Annotated in this window: 10 protein-coding genes and 2 pseudogenes; 7 read left to right on the top strand and 5 right to left on the bottom strand. The window is 60.7% G+C overall.

What is annotated here, in order from left to right; genetic code table 11:
* The first annotated feature begins 179 nt into the window (after positions 1 to 179).
* The 4 genes and pseudogenes from A9K65_RS32735 to A9K65_RS32720 all read left to right on the top strand — a co-directional run bounded on the left by A9K65_RS32735 (position 180) and on the right by A9K65_RS32720 (position 7217).
* A pseudogene (locus tag A9K65_RS32735) lies at positions 180 to 1438 on the top strand (DNA repair exonuclease).
* Positions 1435 to 4902 carry an AAA family ATPase gene (locus A9K65_RS32730; protein ID WP_064994402.1) on the top strand — a complete coding sequence of 1156 codons (3468 nt, stop codon included), beginning with the start codon at positions 1435 to 1437 and terminating at the stop codon, positions 4900 to 4902. The pseudogene A9K65_RS32735 and the gene A9K65_RS32730 overlap by 4 nt, the downstream one beginning before the upstream one ends.
* Positions 4903 to 5129: 227 nt before the next feature.
* Positions 5130 to 6018: pseudogene (locus A9K65_RS32725) on the top strand (tyrosine-type recombinase/integrase).
* 32 nt (positions 6019 to 6050) lie between these two features.
* A complete protein-coding gene (locus tag A9K65_RS32720) occupies positions 6051 to 7217 on the top strand; it encodes an IS91 family transposase (RefSeq protein ID WP_245322248.1) in 1167 nt (388 codons plus the stop codon).
* A 449-nt stretch (positions 7218 to 7666) separates the two neighbouring features.
* Here the strand turns inward: A9K65_RS32720 and A9K65_RS32715 are convergent, their stop codons facing one another.
* From A9K65_RS32715 to A9K65_RS32695, 5 genes are all read right to left on the bottom strand, one after another.
* Positions 7667 to 9325, bottom strand: a complete 1659-nt coding sequence (locus A9K65_RS32715; protein ID WP_064994404.1) for an ABC transporter substrate-binding protein — start codon at positions 9323 to 9325, stop codon at positions 7667 to 7669.
* A 102-nt stretch (positions 9326 to 9427) separates the two neighbouring features.
* Entirely contained in the window at positions 9428 to 10567 is a 1140-nt protein-coding gene (locus A9K65_RS32710) for an aromatic ring-hydroxylating dioxygenase subunit alpha (protein WP_198327709.1), read from the bottom strand.
* A gap of 31 nt (positions 10568 to 10598) precedes the next feature.
* Positions 10599 to 11387 (bottom strand): 2OG-Fe(II) oxygenase, encoded by a 789-nt coding sequence (locus A9K65_RS32705; protein WP_064994405.1) that lies wholly within the window; start codon positions 11385 to 11387, stop codon positions 10599 to 10601.
* A gap of 86 nt (positions 11388 to 11473) precedes the next feature.
* Positions 11474 to 12529, bottom strand: a complete 1056-nt coding sequence (locus A9K65_RS32700) for an Ldh family oxidoreductase (protein WP_064994406.1) — start codon at positions 12527 to 12529, stop codon at positions 11474 to 11476.
* Between the two features lie 69 nt (positions 12530 to 12598).
* Complete coding sequence (locus A9K65_RS32695; RefSeq protein WP_245322247.1) at positions 12599 to 14062, bottom strand: trimethylamine methyltransferase family protein; 1464 nt, start codon at positions 14060 to 14062, stop codon at positions 12599 to 12601.
* 234 nt (positions 14063 to 14296) lie between these two features.
* On the opposite strand from A9K65_RS32695, the gene A9K65_RS32690 reads away from it, so the two are divergent.
* From A9K65_RS32690 to A9K65_RS32680, 3 genes are all read left to right on the top strand, one after another.
* Complete coding sequence (locus A9K65_RS32690) at positions 14297 to 15193, top strand: LysR substrate-binding domain-containing protein (protein WP_064994407.1); 897 nt, start codon at positions 14297 to 14299, stop codon at positions 15191 to 15193.
* A gap of 665 nt (positions 15194 to 15858) precedes the next feature.
* Positions 15859 to 17826, top strand: a complete 1968-nt coding sequence (locus A9K65_RS32685; RefSeq protein WP_157678593.1) for a hypothetical protein — start codon at positions 15859 to 15861, stop codon at positions 17824 to 17826.
* A complete protein-coding gene (locus A9K65_RS32680) occupies positions 17823 to 18587 on the top strand; it encodes an AAA family ATPase (RefSeq protein WP_157678591.1) in 765 nt (254 codons plus the stop codon). Before A9K65_RS32685 ends, A9K65_RS32680 begins: the two co-directional genes overlap by 4 nt.
* Positions 18588 to 18746 lie beyond the last annotated feature (159 nt).

Below are 18746 nucleotides of genomic sequence, written 5' to 3'. Positions count from 1 at the left end.
ATTGAGGAACGTCCAGGAACGACGGTATGTCCGTCGCTTCCTGTATCGCTCGCAATGTCGTCGTGAGCAATTTCTAACCGTTGAAGGATCGGCGGCAAAATCAGCCAAAACCATCTATGGCGAAATTCATCTATCGAGCCGCAGCCGAACACCGTTATGCTCGGACCGGAGCCAGTCCCATGCCATTTCGATTCGTCCACACCGCCGACATCCACCTCGACTCGCCGCTGCGTTCGCTGGCGATGCGAAACGGCGACCTTGCCGAACTTGTTGGAGACGCCAGCCGCCAGGCGTTTGTCTCGATCGTCGATCTGTGCCTTGCGGAACGTGTCGATGCCCTGGTCATAGCCGGCGACCTCTATGATGGCGATCAGACATCGATGAAACCGCCCGGTTCCTGGCTACACAGATGTCCCGCCTTCATCAGGCGGGCATCAAGGTTTTGAAGATCCGCGGCAATCATGACGCCCTATCGCGGATATCCAAACAGCTGGTGTTCCCGGACACGGTCACGATCTTCGGCGGCCGTCCCCAATCGGTGCTGCAGTCGGCCGGCGGGCTAGACGTTGCGTTCCATGGCTTGAGCTTTGCCAGTCCCAAGGCGCCGGACAGTCTGCTCCCCAAATATTCAGCTCCGCGTGAAGGCGCGGTCAATGTCGGCATCATGCATACGAGCCTTGCCGGATCGCCCGGCCACGACGTCTATGCCCCCTGCAGCGTCGCTGACCTGCATGCCCATGGCTTCGAGTACTGGGCGCTTGGGCACATCCATGTTCGCCAAGTCCATCCCGGGGCGAGCACCGTGGTGATGCCAGGAATTACGCAGGGCAGGGACATCAACGAGGCCGGGGAGAAATCCGTCACCCTGGTGACGATACGCGACGACCGCACCATTGAGATCGAAGAACGGCTGACCAGTATCGCGCAGTTTGAGCGGGTGAACGTCGACCTGACCGAAACGGTCGAGTGGTCCGATGTCGTCGGCCGAGTCCGTTCCGCGCTCGAAGATGTTCGCGCCTCTGTCAAATCCCGTCATGCCGTGGTCCGTCTCGGCCTGACCGGCGCATCACCTCTGTCCTGGGCCTTGATCCGTGACCGCGACCTGCTGCTTGCAGAAGCCGAGCATGTCGCGGAGCACACGGGAGACACCTGGGTGGAGAAGCTCGAGCTCAATGTCTCTCCATCCACATCCCAGACCTCCGAGGAAGCCGCCGACCCGATTTTCGAACTCGCTCAGTCCATGCGCGCCGATGCCGGCTCGGAGGCTTTCCGTGCCGAGGCGAGGGCGCTCGTCCAGAAAGTGATCGCGGATCTGCCGCCTGACGGGCGCGATTTTGCGGGCAGGGACGAGGCTGAGCTGGAGCTGTTCCTTGACAGGGTGCTTGCCAACGGCGCCGACCTGGTCACCGCCCGCCTCAAGGCTGGTGGGTCACAATGAGGCTCCGGCGCCTTGATCTGATCCGTTACGGCAAGTTCACCGACGCGACGATCGACTTCGGGCCGAAACCGCAATCCGGACCCGACCTGCATATCGTCTTCGGCCTAAACGAAGCCGGCAAGTCGACAGCACTTTCCGGCTATCTCGACCTGCTGTTCGGCATTGAGGAGCGCAGCCGCTACAATTTTCTGCACGAATATAGCGCGATGCGCATTGGCGGGGCGCTCGAACTCGGCGGCGAGGAGCACATTTTCACACGCACCAAACAGCGCGCCAACTCCTTGCTGAACGCGGCTGGCCAACCGGTCAGCGAGATGGCGATATCATCCCATCTCGACGGACTGTCTCGCGACGCATACGAGACCATGTTCTCCTTGGACGACGAAACGCTGGAAGCAGGTGGAAAATCGATCCTGGAATCGCGCGGCGACCTGGGCAAGCTGCTGTTCACGGCGAGCGCAGGGCTTGGGCACGCGAGTGATACATTGAGCCTGCTCGAGGCCGAGGCGGACGAGCTCTATCGCAAGCAGGCACACGGAACCGAGCTTGCGCTGCTCAAGAAGCGGCTTGCCGAACTGAAGTCCAGAAGGGAGGCGGTCGATACCCTGGCGTCGACGTTTGAAACGCTAGAAACAGAACGCCTGGACTCCACGGAAAAGTACGACCGCAGCATCACCGAACGTTCAGTGCTGTCGGCCCGGCTTGGGACGATCGCGAAGTATCTTCGTGCGATCCCAGTCCTTGCCGATATCAGGCGCAAGCAGGCGCAACTGGCCGAGTTGCCTGAGATCGCCTCACCGCCACGGACCTGGACCGGCAGCGTTGCCGACATGATCGAGACAGACGCCAGTCTGAGAACGCGGCTATCCGCGAGCGAGGACGAGCTTGAGCGGGTGACGACGAAAATCGCCTCGGTCGATGTGGACGCGGTGATCCTTGCGATTTCCGAACGGGTTCGCGGCCTGGCCGACCGCAAGGTGCGCCACGTCTCGGCCGGCCTCGACCTGCCAAGCCGCAGGACGGAGCTGCAAATCCTCGACAATGCCGCGGCGGCCTGCCTTGCCGCTCTTGGCAGGCCCTCTGAACCCGCCCCTGCCAAGCTGCTCTTGCCTGCTGCAACCATTGGCGCGGTGCGCACCATGCTCGAGCAGCGATCCGGGATCGTGACCAGCGTCCGCGTTGCGCGCGAGGAGGCAGCGGCAGCAGCCGATGCGCTCCAGACGGCACGCGAGCGGGTCGGCGAAGAACGGGCCGTGCCCGAGCCTGCCAGGGCAAGGCTGGTTTCGGCTTTGTCGACAGCGAGGGGAAGCGGGCACCTGAGCGAAATCAATGCGGCGCGCGAGGCTACGGACGCGGCAGCAATTCGATGGCAGGCCGTGATCGCGCGCTTGCATCCCTGGTCGGGCGATGCTCAGGCACTGGCCCGGATCGCCATTCCGAATGCCGGACAGCTTGGCGCATGGAAGGCGCTGGCCGCGGAGCTCGCCAAGAGCAGGGGTGTCCTTTGCGAACGTCTTGCCGAGCAGCAGCGCAATCACGATATCCTTGCCGCGCGGCTCGATGCCCTTCGTGCCTCGGTCGATGCCACCGACGATGATGCGGCGGGCGCCATTCGGCGCGCCCGGGACGACGCCTGGGCAAGGCGTCGGGGTGACCTGACCGGCGAAACCGCGGATGAATTTGCGGCGGCACTCACCCGAGACGACAGCGTCGCAGCAGGCCGCCTGGCCAACGCGCGCGAGCTCGCCGAGATCCGCAGCACAAACCGCAACCTCGCTGAAGCCGCGGCCAACATCGCCCATAAGCGCGACCAGCTTGCACGCATCGGCTCCGACCGGAAGGCCGTGCTCCTGGAAATTCGCGCAGTGGCAAGTGACCTGCTCGCAAACCGCCAAGAGACTTCTCCCGAGCAGCTGATCGAAGTGATCGAGGATAGCATTGCTGCCCGGAACCATGCGCTCGCGGCATGGGAGGAGAGCGAGCTTTCCCGCAAGAAGACCGAGCGCGCGGTTGATGAGGAAGGCCGGATACGGCTGGAGCTGAGCGACGCGCTGGCGAGCGTCGGCGTGGGTTCCGATCCTGGTGACAGCCTGGAAACGGTTATGGCGGTGGCAGAGCTGTTCCTTGAGAGGCAATTCAAGGTGGACGCCGAGCGCACCGAGGCGCTCAAGACAGTTGACACAAGGCAAGAGGATCTGAACGCCAGGCGCCGCGCCATCGAGGTCGCGGAGCGGCGTGAGGATGAATGGCAGGCTGGCGTTGCCGAAGCGCTCAAGGGCACCTGGCTTGAGAACGGCATCTCGGCGCCCGGCATTGGCGGCGTCCTCGATCAACTAGCTGACCTGTCCAAATGTCTTCAGGACCGGGACGCCATGCAGCTGCGTATCGACAAGATGGAGGCCGACAGGGACAGTTTCCTGGTTGAGGTTACCGCCGTCGCTGCCGAAGCGGGCGAGGCGGCCGACGACGAACCCGAACAGCTCGCCATTCGGCTTGCCGAGCGCCTGGAGCGCGCCGAACGCACGCGCGAGGCCAAGGCAAGCCTCGTCAATGACCTGCGGCGCCTGCAGGATCAACGTGAGATCCTCGACGCCGAGATTTCGGCGCATGAGCGCCGCAAGAACGAGGTCCTCAGCGTCTTTGGCGTGGCGACGCTAGCAGACGTCGTCCAACGCGACGAACTGCTGCGCGACAGGGATCGCCTGCGCACAGCCGTTGCGGAACTTCAGGAACAGGTTTCGTCCGAGCTCGCTGTGGAAGGGTTCGAGCAGGCGCATTCGATATTGGATACCGTCGATCTCGACAGTCTTGCAATCGAGAAGGCCGAAGCCGAGCAACGGCTTCACGACCTTGACGAGGCGATACACCAGCATCTCATTCGACAGACGCGCGCAACCGACAAGCTGGACGCCATTGGCGGGGACAGCGCTGTTGCCCGCATAGATGCCGAACGGCGCACCGTTCTTCTGGAAATCGAGGAAAAGGCCGTCCGCTATATTGAGCTGAAATTGGGAATAATGTCGGCTGGAAATGCTCTGCGTCTCTACCGCGAGCGTCACCGCTCCGGGATGATGGAGCGAGCTTCTAACGCATTCGCCGTCATGACGCGCGGCCAGTACTCTGGCCTGACAACTCAACCCGTGAAGGGTGGGGAAGTGCTTATCGCGCTGCAGCGCGATGGGCAATCCAAGGTCGCCGATGCGCTGTCAAAGGGCGCCCGCTTTCAGCTCTACCTGGCGCTGCGGCTTGCGGGGTACTACGAGTTTGCGCAGTTTCGGCCCTCCGTGCCCTTCATTGCAGACGACATCATGGAGACTTTTGACCACGTCCGGTCGGAGGAGGTCTTCAAACTGTTCGGGGAAATGGCTTCAGCCGGGCAGGTGATCTATCTTACGCATCACCAGCACCTATGTGAGATCGCCAAGGCTGTTGTGCCGAGCGTAGCGGTCCATGAGCTCGGATGAGATTGCACTTCTTGATGCGCTGCGGAAACACCGTGCTGTTCGATTTCCCCCTAGCTAGTCTAATCGACATTTCCAAGCACCGGCTTTGGCGTCAGCTTTGCGCCTCAAGCACGAACCCGCTTCGCGGGAGGGGCGCCTCGGCCTGAGATGGCGCGACAGGCATTTGACTTGAGCGGGTAGAGGCGTCGATCTGACCATGGAGTTCCCTTCAACGAGAGGAACTCGCCATGGCTACCTTGTCGACCGATGCACCAATCTCTCCGCTTCGTCAGCGCATGCAGCACGACATGCTCATGCGTGGCCTGGGCTCCCATACCCAACGTCCGGCGCTTCGCTGTGTTCCTTGGCCGCTCGCCCGACACTGCGACGGCTGAGGACATCCGTCGATTCCAGCTGCATCAGCATGAGAGCGGCGTCGGCCCTGCAACGATCAATGGCGCGGTCTCGGCATTGCGGTTCCTGTTCCTCGTGACGCTGAAGCGTCGGGATCTGGCGCGTGTGCTGGTGATCATGAGGTATCAGCGCAAGCTGCCCGACGTGCTGAGCGTGGAGGAAGCGGCGCGGCTGCTCGAAGCCGCACCAGGCATCAAGTATAAGGCCGCACTCGGCGTCGCCTATGGCGCGGGCCTACGCGTGTCCGAGGTCGCGCATCTCAAGGTCGACGACATCGATAGCACACGCATGCTGATCCGCGTCGAACAGGGCAAGGGACGCAGGGACCGCAACGCCATGCTCTCGCCGCAACTGCTGGAACTGCTGCGGCTGTGGTGGCGCGAAGGCAAGCGGCGGGGGGTAATGCTCCCGCATGGCTGGCTGTTCCCGGGGCGCGGCTGCACGGCGCCGATCTCGTCGCGGCAACTGCATCGCGCGGTCCAGGAAGCAGCCGAAGTCGCCGGCATCCGCAAGCGCGTCAGTCCGCACACGCTGCGCCACAGCTTCGCCACCCACCTGCTTGAGCAGGATGTCGACATCCGCGTCATCCAGGTGCTGCTTGGCCACAGCAAGCTCGATACGACCGCGCTTTACACCAAGGTCTCGACCCGGACGATCCATGCGGTCGCAGGGCCGCTCGACCGGCTGATGGCGCTGATGGAAGGCAAGACGCCTCCCGGCTGAACCCGGTGCGCGCCGACCTGGAGGTCGCCGATATCTTCCGTGCTGCCGGCCCCGGATACCGGGTCGCCCACGCCGGGCATCTGAGCCTGCAGCAGCTCAAGGTCATGTCGGCGATCGAACACTGCCGCACCGCTGCATTGGGTGGTCATGTCGAAGCCTGTGCGGACTGCGGCCAATGGCGGATCGCCTATAACAGCTGCCGCAACCGGCACTGTCCGAAGTGCCAGGGCGCGGCCGCGCGCACCTGGCTCGCCGAGCGCGAAGCCGACCTGCTACCAGTCGGCTACTTCCACGTCGTGTTCACGCTGCCCGCCGAGGTCGCCGTCATCGCGTTCCACAACAAGGCGCTGGTCTATGACCTGCTGTTCAAGGCGGCATCGGAGACGATGCTGACGATCGCGGCGGATCCCAAGCACCTCGGCGCGCGCATCGGCATCACCGCCGTGCTCCACACCTGGGGCTCGGCAATGACCCACCATCCCCATGTCCACATGATCGTGCCGGGCGGCGGCATCGCGTTGGACGGGTCACGCTGGATATCGTCGCGGCCGGCCTTCCTTCTCCCAGTCAGAGTGCTGGGCAAGCTGTTCCGCCGCCTGTTCCTGACCCGGCTGGTCGCGCTGCACGAGGCCGGCCGGCTCAGCCTCTTCGGATCGGCGGCGCACCTGGCCGACCGTCGGGCCTTCCTGCGTCATCTTGCTCCCGTGCGGAAGAAGCGCTGGGTGGTTTACGCCAAGCCGCCCTTCGCCGGCCCCCAAGCGGTGCTCGCCTACCTGTCGCGCTACACGCACCGGGTCGCCATCTCGAACCGCCGCCTGATCGCCTTCGACGAGGCTGGGGTCACCTTCCGCTACAAAGACTATCGCCGCGATGGTGTCGAGCGCCAGCGCGCCATGACGCTTGCCGCCGACGAGTTCATCCGCCGCTTCCTGCTCCATGTCCTGCCGCGTGGGTTCCACCGCATCCGTCACTATGGGCTGCTCGCCAGCTCCGCCCGCAAGGCTAGCCTCGCACTCGCGCGCGAACTGCTGAACGTCGCTCCGCCGCCCGAAGACGACACTCCGGAAGAACCGGCTGACACCCGCCCGCCTTGCCCTTGCTGTGGCGGACGCATGGTCGTCATCGAGAGGTTCGAACGGTGGTGCCAGCCTCGTGCACCGCCTGCCTCAAGAGCGCCGAACCGGGAGAACGCCCCATGACCCGGCATGGACCGTTTGTCCGCACGGCCGCGCCACGACGGCGCCGGTCAACGGGATGTTATGTGCACGTTGCCGTGGCGCCGGTCGTCACGCACACCAATCCCGTCGGAAGCAACGCTACAGGCTCCGCGACCTGGCCCGAAAGCCGCTTCCACGACATGCCCACCGCATCCTATGCGGAAGTTCGCGACAGGCGCTGGCACACCCCGACGCACAAATCCCCATAGGCAATCGTCTGCGGCCCGCGGGTTCCTGCATGAGAGACTTTCGTACGCCTCACGGCACCCGAAACCTTCAGCATCACGGCCAAAAGTTGGCTGTTCCCCTGCCTTTAAGCAGACATTACCAGCGACCGCGCTGGACGTCGCGGTGCGCCATTTCGGGGAATTTGGACAAACGCACCGTCGTCACGAAGGTCGCTTCAGATCCAGATCGCCCAGCCGCTTGTTCTACACGGCGGCCTCCCGCAGGAAGAGATGGCTCATCGCTGTGGGTTGCACACCTGTCGTACCTTTCTTCGTGGCTGTCAGGAAGTCGTAGAAGTAGGTGAAGAGGATGGGGGTCTCATCTAGGAGCAGGGTTTGGATCTTGCTGGCGGACTCGCGCTGGGAATCAAGGTCCAAAGCGGCGACATAGCTTTTGACCAAGTTGTCGTATTCGGCATTTTTAAAGTGCGCTGAATTCCAGGTGCCGCTGCTGATGAGAGGCGCGGCAAGGATCACGTTCGGCACGCCGCGGTGACCGTAGTCGGTAATTCCCATGTCGCAGTCCAACCATGGCGATTTCCCGTAAATCGCATCACCATAGTAGGCGCCCTGAGCCATGATATTGATATCGATAGCGCCTCCGATTTCTTTCACTGCATTCTGAATCAAAACCGCATAGTCGGGGATTTCCAAATACTTTTCGGTCGTCAGCGTCGCCTTGAAACCTCCGGCCATGCCGGAGGCTTCCATCAGCTGCTTGGCCTCACTGATGTTCTTCTCGCGCTGTGGCACAGAGCGGTCTGTAGAGGGAAAAGAGGAGGCAAAGGGACTGTCGTTTCCGATCATCGCCCGGTCCTTCATCAGTCCCTTCACAATACTCGGTCGGTCAAGGCAGAGCGCAATCGCACGCCGGACGCGCTTGTCTTTGAAGGGATCCACATCTGTCCTCATATGGACCTGCTGGTGAGCCGTGGACGGCGTGCTGATGATATCCACGTCGGGATTGCTAAGTAGACCGATTCCCTGCAGCACCGGGATCTGGGTGATTACGTCGACCTCACCAGCCTGCATTGCGATAATCTGGGGCTGGTAGTCGTCATAGAAGTTGATCTCGACTCGGTCAGGGCCAGCGGGGCCACCCCAGTAGTCGGGATTGCGAACGAAGGAGGCTCCCGACTTCGCGGTGTATTTTTCGAGCTTGAAAGGTCCCGTGCCAATCATGGTCTTTTCATAATCGGCGTCAGAGTCGGCAGGGATGATGACGGCATTGTAGTTGTCGGTCGACACGGCATAGGGGAAATTTCCGTTAGCCGAATCGAGGTGGAACTCGACCTTGTGGTCATCGACCTTTCGCGTGCCGCCCTTGGAGAGAAGACCCGAAAATACCGAGAGGGCGTTCGAACCCATTTCAGGATCAGCCAGCCGATCGAATGTCGCCACGACGTCCTCGGCCGTCAACGGCCTGCCGTCGTGGAACTTGACGCCTTTGCGCAGGGTAAAGGTCCAGACGGTCCCATCCTTGTTGGTAGACCAGCTCTCTGCAAGCAGTGGCTGGACCGTCAGGTCCTTGGCGGACAGCACAAGCGTCTCGGCGACCTGGGAAAGGACCGTGATGCCCCCGGAATCGGCGATCTTCACGGGGTCGATGGTGGCTGCCGGAACGATCTGAGCAACCCGAATTGTTCCACCGGCCGTGGCGGCGCGCACATGGGCAGTCGAAGTCGAATAGCCGATCGCAGCAGCGATGCTCCCGAGAAGCGGTGCCGATAAGCCAAGCACCGAGCCATATCGCAAGAATTCGCGCCGGCTCACCGTTCCCCTTGCGAGGCCATCTATGAGGTGATTTTCATGCGCGCTGCGACCACGTCGCAACAGATCGACGAGAGTGTGGTTGATAGCCATTTCCGAATCCCCTGTGTGTTCTTTCTCTTCTCTGGTTCGACGAAAGTTCAGTCAGGATCGGCCGGCGGTTGCGTGGCCGATTGAATGGCTGCGCAGCGCATCTCACGCCCCGGCGACCAACTCCTTGCCCAGGCGACGGCTGTAGTACCGGTAGAAGTCGAGAACCGGCCCTTCAAAGGCAGCTGGCGCCAACGGCCCTCTTGCATGATGCGCCGAAGCCATGCCGCGCAGCATGTCCACAAGCACAGTCTTGTCTTCGGCCATGGTGGCGTTGAAAAGATCGACAGCGTGATCGACCGATTCCTTCGTCCACCCATCGCCGTAGAAGATCAGTCCCATCTTGGCGCGCACGCGATCAGTGGTTTCGGGTTGCACACAAATGAACGAGCTGTAGTCACCACCGCATCCCGAAACGAGCCCCGGCGGGATGGCGAACATCACGCAGTTGACCACCTCTGCGTCGCTGAGATCAGGATGGCCGCGCGTCGAGCGCGGGTAATCTGCAGAATAGCCGGCATTGTAGCCGAAAAAGGCATCACCTGGTTCGAAATGGCTGCAGAGCTTGGTTGGGTTAACCGGCGCCAGCGTCGTCTTGTGCAGCGGTGAAAGATGATACCCTTCCATGAAGTTTTCGATGAGGCATTTCCAGTTGGTGTGCCACACCTCATCGGCCACCCAGCGCAGCTTCTGCTGTTCCATATGATAGTTGCTGATCTGCCGATCGAGGCCTTCCAGCCGCGGCGCTAGAGGCTCGGGATCGACGCCAAGGTTGGTGAACAGAAAACCGCGCCACTCTTCGGACGCGAATTGCGGAAGGCGGCAAGTCGGTTTGTCGAAAGTTTCATGTGCATCCATGCGAGGCGCACCAGCAAGCTTTCCTTCAAGATCGTATGACCAATGATGATAGGGACATACCAGTCGACGGCTATGTCCGTTGCCTCGAGTCAGAATGGTACCGCGGTGGCGGCAGACGTTCGACATGACCCGGATCTTTTCGTCTTCGCCGCGCACCGCGACCAGCGGTTCGTCGCACAGCTGGAAGGCCATATAGTCGCCAGGGTTCGGAATCTCCTCGGCACGCCCGATGCAAATCCATTCCTTGCCAAACAGACGCTCACGCTCGATGTCGAGAAGGGCCGGACTGGTGTAGTAGATCTTTGGCATCGTCCAGGCCTGCTCGTAGCTCAGCAGTTCACTCTCCTGAAGTGCCATGCCGAGCGCGGCGAGATCGTTCAGGCCCATCCACGGTTCTCCCCTTGCCGACATTTTCGTTTCACGCAGCGCGGCCGTAGAAGCCGATCTGCTCTTCTTTGGAGAAGATCACGCCGGGTTTCTCGTAGTAGGAAAAGACGGCGATGTAGCGCTCCAGCGGCCCCTTGCACGGCGTCACGCGGTGTAAGGTGTTCTTGCCCTTGAACACATTCAGCGTGCCCGCCGCCAACTCCAAGGTCTTCACCGCCGGATCCTTGCCTTCGAGCAAGCGTGCGACGCCATCATAGTTGGGATCAGAGTCGCTGCGCAGATCGGAGCGATACTGGAAATCGCCACCGCCTGATGGCGCTTGAAGCAGCAAAGTGGTGGTGAATTCCGACCGGTCGAAATGCCAGTTCAATGCTTCGCCTTCGCGGTAGCACATGACGTTGAGGCGCGCCAACGGGTCGCCCATCGTGAACAGCGTGTCCCTTCCCATCGCTGCGGCGAGGAAAACTGCAAACTGTGGCCATTCGTAAATCCAGATGGGAACGCTGCGGGCAATCTGATCGCTGCACACCGTGTGATTGACTGTGTCGACCTTGCGCAGGGCGGGATGATCTGGCGCCATCCCGGGCATCTCGTCCCTGAAGTAGATATTGTGCGAGCGCTTGTGAACGAACGAGAGCGTTTCCATCACCGGCTTGATCTCGGCCATGGCTCGCGACAGGGCGTCCTGCCTAACCAGCCCTTCGAGATTGAACATGCCCTCGGCGGCCAGGTCGGTGCGGCAGCGCTCGACCAAAGCCTCCCACGCCGGCGTTCCAGGCTTGTCCAGGGGATAGCGGTCAAGGTCAAGAATATCACGCATAGGGGCCTCGTCTGTCAGGTTCAGAAATGTTGCTTCCCATCCGACCTTACTCAAGGTGGCAAAATCTTTGATTGGATAAGAATAACTTAGCCAACGGTCACGCCGCTTCGTGTTCGGCTTGCATTTACCGGGACGGCTGCGAAGCCTTCGAGCCTGTCGTAGACAGCGCGCTCGATCACCAGTCCCTCGCGCTTGAGGCGCTCTTGATTTGACATCCGGCGCGAATAGGGCAAGCGGGCGCCCTTTTGCGAAATGATGGACTTGATAAGCGCGCTGATCGTTGCGTCGAACGCCCCGCCGGAAAACTTCCTTGGCTCAAGCGCGATGAAGAATTGTCCGCAGCCGATCGGCTTGCCATCGTTGGCCATGAAGGAGCCCATTTGCGGTCCTCGGTTCGAACCGGTCAGCGCTGCGCACATCACCTCGACGATCAGACCCTGCCCGAAGCCCTTGTAACCCCCGGTGGGTGCCATGGAGCCTTCGAGGCCCTTGGCCGGCTCGGTTGTCGGGACACCGAATTTGTCGAGCGCCCGGCCAAGCGGGATAGTTTCATGGGCTTCGGCGGCGCGTTTCAGCGCGGTCCACGTTACAGCTGTAGCCGACTGGTCGATCAGGAACGCGATCTTTCCCCCGGGTCCAGGCACGGCAAACGACATCGGATTGGTCCCTATGACTGGCGTCGATCCGCCAACGGGCGCCATAACTGGCGTCGCATTGGTGTATCCCAGGCCCACCAGACCGTGCCGCGCCAGGTAGCCCGTATGAAACCCAAGTGTGGCGGCGTTGTACGAGTTATGGACGGCCATGCCGGCGATCCCGTATTTTGCGGCGGCCGGAATCAGTCTGGCGAAGCCCTTCTCGATCGCCGGATGGGCGAACCCGCCTTTGGCGTCAATCCTGAAAGAAACTGGAGATAGTCGCTTGACCGACGGCTTGGCCTTCCCGTCAACCTTGCCGCTATGAAGATGCTCGCAATAATATTGCAGCCAATAAAAACCGTGACCTTCGAGGCCCGAAAGTTCCGTGTCCAGAATGGCCTCGGTAAAATAGCGAGCATTCTCCGCCGTCGTCCCGGCTCCGGTCAGGGCTGCAAAAATCAGCTCTTCAGCTTTTTTCGGTGCTAGCTTCAAAATCTGTCCCATCGCTTTCCTACCTGACCGGATGTCCTTTTTTGCCGGGCCCTGCGTCCGACATTTTCCGTAGCGCGGTCCTTAGTCGGTGATCTGCCCGCCCTCGGCCACACGCCGGTCTACGAAAGCGTCGATCTCTTCCGAGATCGCGGCGTCCAGCAGTGGCTCCTGATATTCCGCCAACGCCTGCTTCCACAGCGCATTCGCTCTTTGCGGCGCCAGAGGTGATCCGGCTTCGGTCCATTGGCCGCTATTGCGCCAGTCCGAGATGAGCGGCTGATAGAACGCGGTCGCATAGCGAGCGAGCGTATGCTGGGCACCGAAGAAATGGCCGCCTGGTCCGACCTCGAGGATCGCATCAAGTGCCATTGTTTCGTCGTCGACGATCACAGGTTGGAGGAACCGTGCGACCATCTGCAGGAGGTCGGCGTCGAGGGCAAATTTCTCGTACGATGCGACAAGGCCTCCCTCCATCCACCCGGCCGCGTGGACTATTAGATTGCCGCCACCCATTATGGCTCCCCATAGGGAGAACACTGTTTCGTAGGCGGCTTGGGCGTCGAGACCGTTGGCGGCATTGGTGCTCGAGGTTCGATAGGGAAGCCCATAGCGACGCGCGAGCTGACCTCCGATGATGCACGCCTGCATGTATTCGGGAGTGCCGAACGCCGGCGCTCCTGATCTCATGTCGACATTGGACGTAAAGCTGCCGTACACAAAGGGCGCGCCCGGCATCGCAAGCTGTGACAGGGCCAGACAGGCGAGTATCTCGGCATTCTGCTCGACCAGGGCCCCCGCCATGGTGATCGGGGCCATGGCGCCAAGCAAGGTGAACGGCGTTACCACGCAAATCTGACCCCGCCTCGCCATCTCGATGATCCCCATGGCCATCGGGTTATCAAGTTTCAGCGGCGAGTTGGTGTTGATCACGGTGTAGGCCGACGGCTCTCGGCTCATTTGCTCAACGCTTACCCCACGAGCTAGGCGGGTGATCTCAAGGCTATCAAGAAGACGTTCTCGCCCGGTGGCGTAGACGAAAGGCACCTTGTCGGAGAAATGAACCTTGTTGCGCATAATGTTGAGGTGGCGCGTCGGCGACGGCACATCGAGCGCGTCGACCGAACCGTCACCGGATGTGTGGACACAGTTGAAGAACTGACTGAGCTTGAGGAAATTGCTATTGTCGGCAAGGGTGCCGGGCCGCCTCCCTCTATCAAGGTCAGAGCAATTCGGCGGCCCCCCGACGGGGCCGAATGCGATCCACTTGCCGCCTATCCTGATGTTGCGTGCCGGATTGCGGGCGTAAAAGGTGAATTCGGAAGGCGGGGTCGTCAATGCCGCCTCGATGATTTCTCGGCCGATCCGTACCCTTTCGCCGGTTACCCTGGCACCGGCACTGGCTAGGATCTCCCGCGCCTGGGGCAGCAGGATATCCATCCCGATCTCCTCTAGGACCAAGAGGGATTTGTTGTGAATGGCCTCTAGATGGTCGTCGGATAAGATCCGTGATGGCTCCAGCATCATGCGAGGCTGGGACCATGGCATCTGGTTGACGGGCATAAGCGCCGCCGGCATCCGGCGGCCCCGCCGCTCTCCGCTCACGACAGCACAATCGGCAGGCATTGGGCGCCCATCGACCGTCTCTCGGCCCGGCCCAACCAACAACATTTCCCTAGGTTCGCCATGCGATCTCCCTTTTGCGAGATCGTTGGCTAAACTCTTCTTCTTCTCAACGTGCCTAAATGTTATCCTAGCCTAGAAAAACTAAGGGTCGAATGCATGCCGCTGCCATTGCCGCCCTTAAATGCCTTGCGAGCCTTTGAGGCTGCGGCTCGCGCCGGCAGTTATGTTGGGGCTGCGCAAGAACTGGGCGTGTCAGCTGCTGCCGTGAGTCAACAAGTCCGACATCTTGAAGACTATTTCGGCAAGCAATTATTCATGCGTTTCAACAATCGGGTGGTTCTCACGGATGCCGGTCAGGCAATCCACGTCGGAACTTCCGAGGCATTGCAGCTGATTTCCACAATGACCGAACAGATAGTCACGGGTGCGGCGCGGTCGCGTCTCGTAATAAGCGTGATCACTTCCGTCGCAGAACGTTGGCTCGAATCCCGACTTGTTCTCTTCGCGCTACAGCATTCCAATCTTCGCCTTGATCTCAGGGTCGAGCAGGATCCGGTGAATTTCGGACGTCACAACATCGATCTCAGGATTTCGTACGGCTCCAGCCTCTATCCCGAAATGATTACACTGCCCCTTTGTCATGACGAGGTGCTGCCCCTCTGCTCACCTTCCTACTTCGAGCGTAATCCGGCCGCCCGGCTTCGTGGCATGAATGCAGTTTCCCAAGAGGATCTCATCCACACGAATTGGGGTCCGATGTTTTTTTCTCATCCCACTTGGGAGGCTTGGTTCGCCAAGGCCGGGCTTGGGCGCCCCGACGACTCGAAGGGATACCGGATCGGATCCTCGAGTTTGGTGCTCGATATGACCAGGGACGGTGTGGGCGTTGCCTTGGGGCAGAGAATGATGGCCGCGAACGACCTTGCCGCAGGAAAGCTCGTTGCTTTGTCCGAGATCACAATCGCGCTGGGAGAGCCGTATTGCTTCGTGTACCCGAAAAGCAAAGCTCGCAAACCTGGCCTGCAACAGCTGATTGGTTGGTTGTCGCAGTAGCGTGCTGGCGTTCCCGTAAAGGAAGGCAAGGAATCTCACAGCAAAGAATGTAGAGAGGCTGAATGGCCGCTTCTCATACTCCAAGCATCGAACCTGTCAGTCCGCTATCGGCCGCGTTGCGGCCATTTCTTGCTCCCGCACTTTGGCTTTTCCAGCGCTAAACCGGCCTTGGGTGATGAATAGAAACGGTCAGATGTTCCCGGTCTGTGCTTCGAAAGTCGCATAAATGGCAGTGTGGTATGACGTCCGGAATTATCTGTCGTCGTGAGGGCAAGAGTCCAGAATTATCTGCCGTCGGCCGGACTTCTAAGTGGATGATATCCCGCCGCTTTCGTCCAAAGAGGTTACCAATGCCCTTTGGACAACGGTTACCAATATGCCCCAACGACAATCAATTCCCGACTGACCTTAAGCGGATGTTTTGATTGAGCTATTGCAGCCACGATTGGGAACCTAAGGCCAACCAACACGCGCATTGGTAACCTCCAGCGACAGGTTTGGTAACCCTCATTGAGCGAGTGGCGCCCGCACTCGCCGGGGGTGACATTGATATTCTCTCCGCGAGGTGGTCTGGGACGATCGTCAAATAGCCTACACGTTCGCGATATAGCATTTCCCCACAAAATTCTCAGGAATTGCCCCGCGTCGACGCCAGGTTACTAGCTATGAGTGAGTGGCTGACCACAGTTGAGTTTGCTGCGCTGGTCGGCATTGGGCGGCAAGTCGCTCACCGCGCTCTTCGTCGGCGTCGCTGGCGAAAAAATTCACTCGAAGTGCGGAAGGTCAATGGTCGGCGCGGCGGGAACGCCGGAGAGCAATATCAGGTGAATTCCACGTCCCTGCCGCTCGAATACCAGCACCGTTTAAAGGTCTCTCAAACCCTCGTTGAAAACCACTCAAAATCAATCACCGGCAGGACGGCAGAGCACACGTGGTGGCTCGATTACCTGAGGCCAGCGCTTCAGCATCCGGTCAAATCGACTGCCCGCACCGACGCCCTGGCCGAGCTAGCAGACAACCCAACGCGGAACTGGGAGGGCACGGCGGTCAGCTATTCCCTGCGGACGCTGCAGCGCCATGCCGCACGCTTTGACGAAGACATGAAGGTCGGACGACATGGTCGATCGGACAGGGGCAAGAAGCGTGTCGTCGTAAGCCGGAGGTGGGACAAGCTGGTCCCGTTCGACGCATCCACCAAGGCAAAGATCGCGGAGGACTTAAAGCAGGAAATCCGCGGCCTGCTCAAAGGCGGCATGTCGTGGGGCCACACCCTGCAAGAAGCCGAGAAGTTCCTGATCGACGCGACTCGGGCCTGGGGCTTCCGCCCCGGCGATCCTAACGAGATGGAGCGCGCTTGTTCTATTCCAACCGACCTCGTCTCAGCGGAACTCCACTTCCGAAACGTCCACCGGTTTAAGCGCGACCATAAGGCTTACGATGATCGCCGGCCGCGTATCCGGCGCACCGTCGCCTGCATGCAGCCGATGGAACTGGTGGTCGGCGATGTTCACCCTGTCGACATTCACCTCACTCGTCCTGACGGCACTGTCGCCACTGCTAGGCTGATCGGCTTCCTAGACTGGGCGACGCAGCGCCTCTGGATAGGGCTGATCTTTTTCGAAAAGCGCGGCGGCGTGCAAAACCGCGACGTGATCGAAGTCTTCGCGGCCATGATCGAAGCGTGGGGCATGCCGCAGTCGCTCTATGTCGACAACGGCAAAGAATTCGGCTTCGCCGCCTTTCTGGACGATGCCATGCTGCTTACCGTGCCGGGCTTCCATGGCCCGTCCCGATCAACCCACGTCATCAATGCTTTGCCCTACAACGCCTCCGCAAAGCCGATTGAGCGTTTATTCGGCGATCTGGAGACGCGCTATTTCAGCACGGCGCGCGGCCACATCGGCGGCAACCGAATGAGCAAGAAGCAGGAGGCTATCGGCAGGACGGTGGCTCCGTTCGGCGCGTTCGAAGATGTGGTGCCGGCCATAGAAGGCTTCGTGCGCACCTATAATCACACTGCGCAGGGCAAAAAGAGCGCGCTCAAAGGTCTCTCACCTGAAGCCACATTCCGCAAACACCTTGGGGCCGGATGGGCACCGACTGCGATGAGCCGCGATGAAGTGCGCGCGGCATGTGCGCGAACCGAAGAGCGGTCGGTTGTTCAGGGTGCGATATCGGTCGGTGGCCGTCATTGGACATGCCTGGAATTGCAGGCTTACCAGTACGAGAAGATCTGGGTTCGTGTGCCGGCCTATCACACACCGGCCGAGTTGCTGCTGCTTGACCGCTATGGTGAACGAGTCGGCATAGCCTCTCCCGACGTCGAGTTCCATCCGCTCGACAAGCGCGGCGCAAAAGCATCAGCCGAACGCGCAAAGGTGCATCGGCAGGCGGTGCGTGACCTCGATCGGTCAGCGCCTGATATCGACGTGGCTGCACGCCTGATCGCACGCGGCCAAGCCCAGCCTGACACGGTCCCCAACGAGCCCGTCGGCATCGTCTCTTACGATCCGGCGAAGCGGCCGGCGCGGATCGTGATGCCGAAGAAGCCTTTGCTCTCCGAAGAGCGCCGACGCGAACAGGACGAGCGCATAGCCGCTCAGATGGATTTGGTGAAGAGGATCGTCGGATGACGATGTTCGTTGAAACCCGGGCTGCGCTCACCGTACGCGCTGCATTCGATACGGCGGTCAAGATGCGATATCCGGTGCTTGCGGTCGGCAAAGCCGGACTCGGAAAGACCGTAGCGCTCAACTGGATAGCCGCTCAAAGCGGAGCTGCCTATTGTGAGGTTACGCAGCACACCAAGGCTATCAGGCCGATGTTCCTGATGCTGCATGACGCCTACGGCGTCCAAAGGGACAGCAAGCACACATACGATCTTGCGAAGGATTGCATGAATTTTTTGGGCGCCCGATACGGCCCGACGCGTCCGTTGCTGGTGGACGAATATCAGAACTTCACACCCACTGTTTTGCGGGAGCTGCTGCATCTTCAGGAGCGGTGCGGCTTCGCTTTACTGCTCGCCGGCAACACTCATCGGCTAGCCGGCACGAGGCGTGATACCCACGCTATGGATCAGATTGAAAGCCGTATCGGCATGCGTTTCGAGATCGGGCAGCCGACGCGGGAGGACTGCGTGAGGATCGGCGCGGAACACAACGTTGAGGGAGCCGACGCCTACGAAGCGATTGTTATCTACGGTGAGAACACCTCCCTTCGCGCGCTTTGCCATCTCCTCCAGAATTGCGCTGCCCGGACCAGCGGCTTCGGCAGCATTCGTCTTCCCCGGATAGAGACCACGCTTCGCGGCATGTCGTGCGGTAGCGATGTGCTCAGGCTTCTACACGAGCACCGAAATGCCGCCGCGGACGACCTCCGCAGCCCGGCTTAATTCCGGACAGCGACAGATAATTCCGGACGGCACATTGAATTCGTGCAATAATTCAATCTGTTCGCTTGAGGTCGCCGGCGAGTTCCGTTGCGGCCGAGATTACCCGTAGCATCTGGGCATCCGGCGCTGCAGTCGCTCCGATAGATTGCCCCCAGACAG

Source organism: Mesorhizobium sp. WSM1497 (assembly GCF_001672455.2).
GTDB lineage: Bacteria > Pseudomonadota > Alphaproteobacteria > Rhizobiales > Rhizobiaceae > Mesorhizobium > Mesorhizobium ciceri.
Note: the sequence above shows the minus strand (reverse complement) of the source record. Positions and strands in the feature narration are given on the sequence as shown.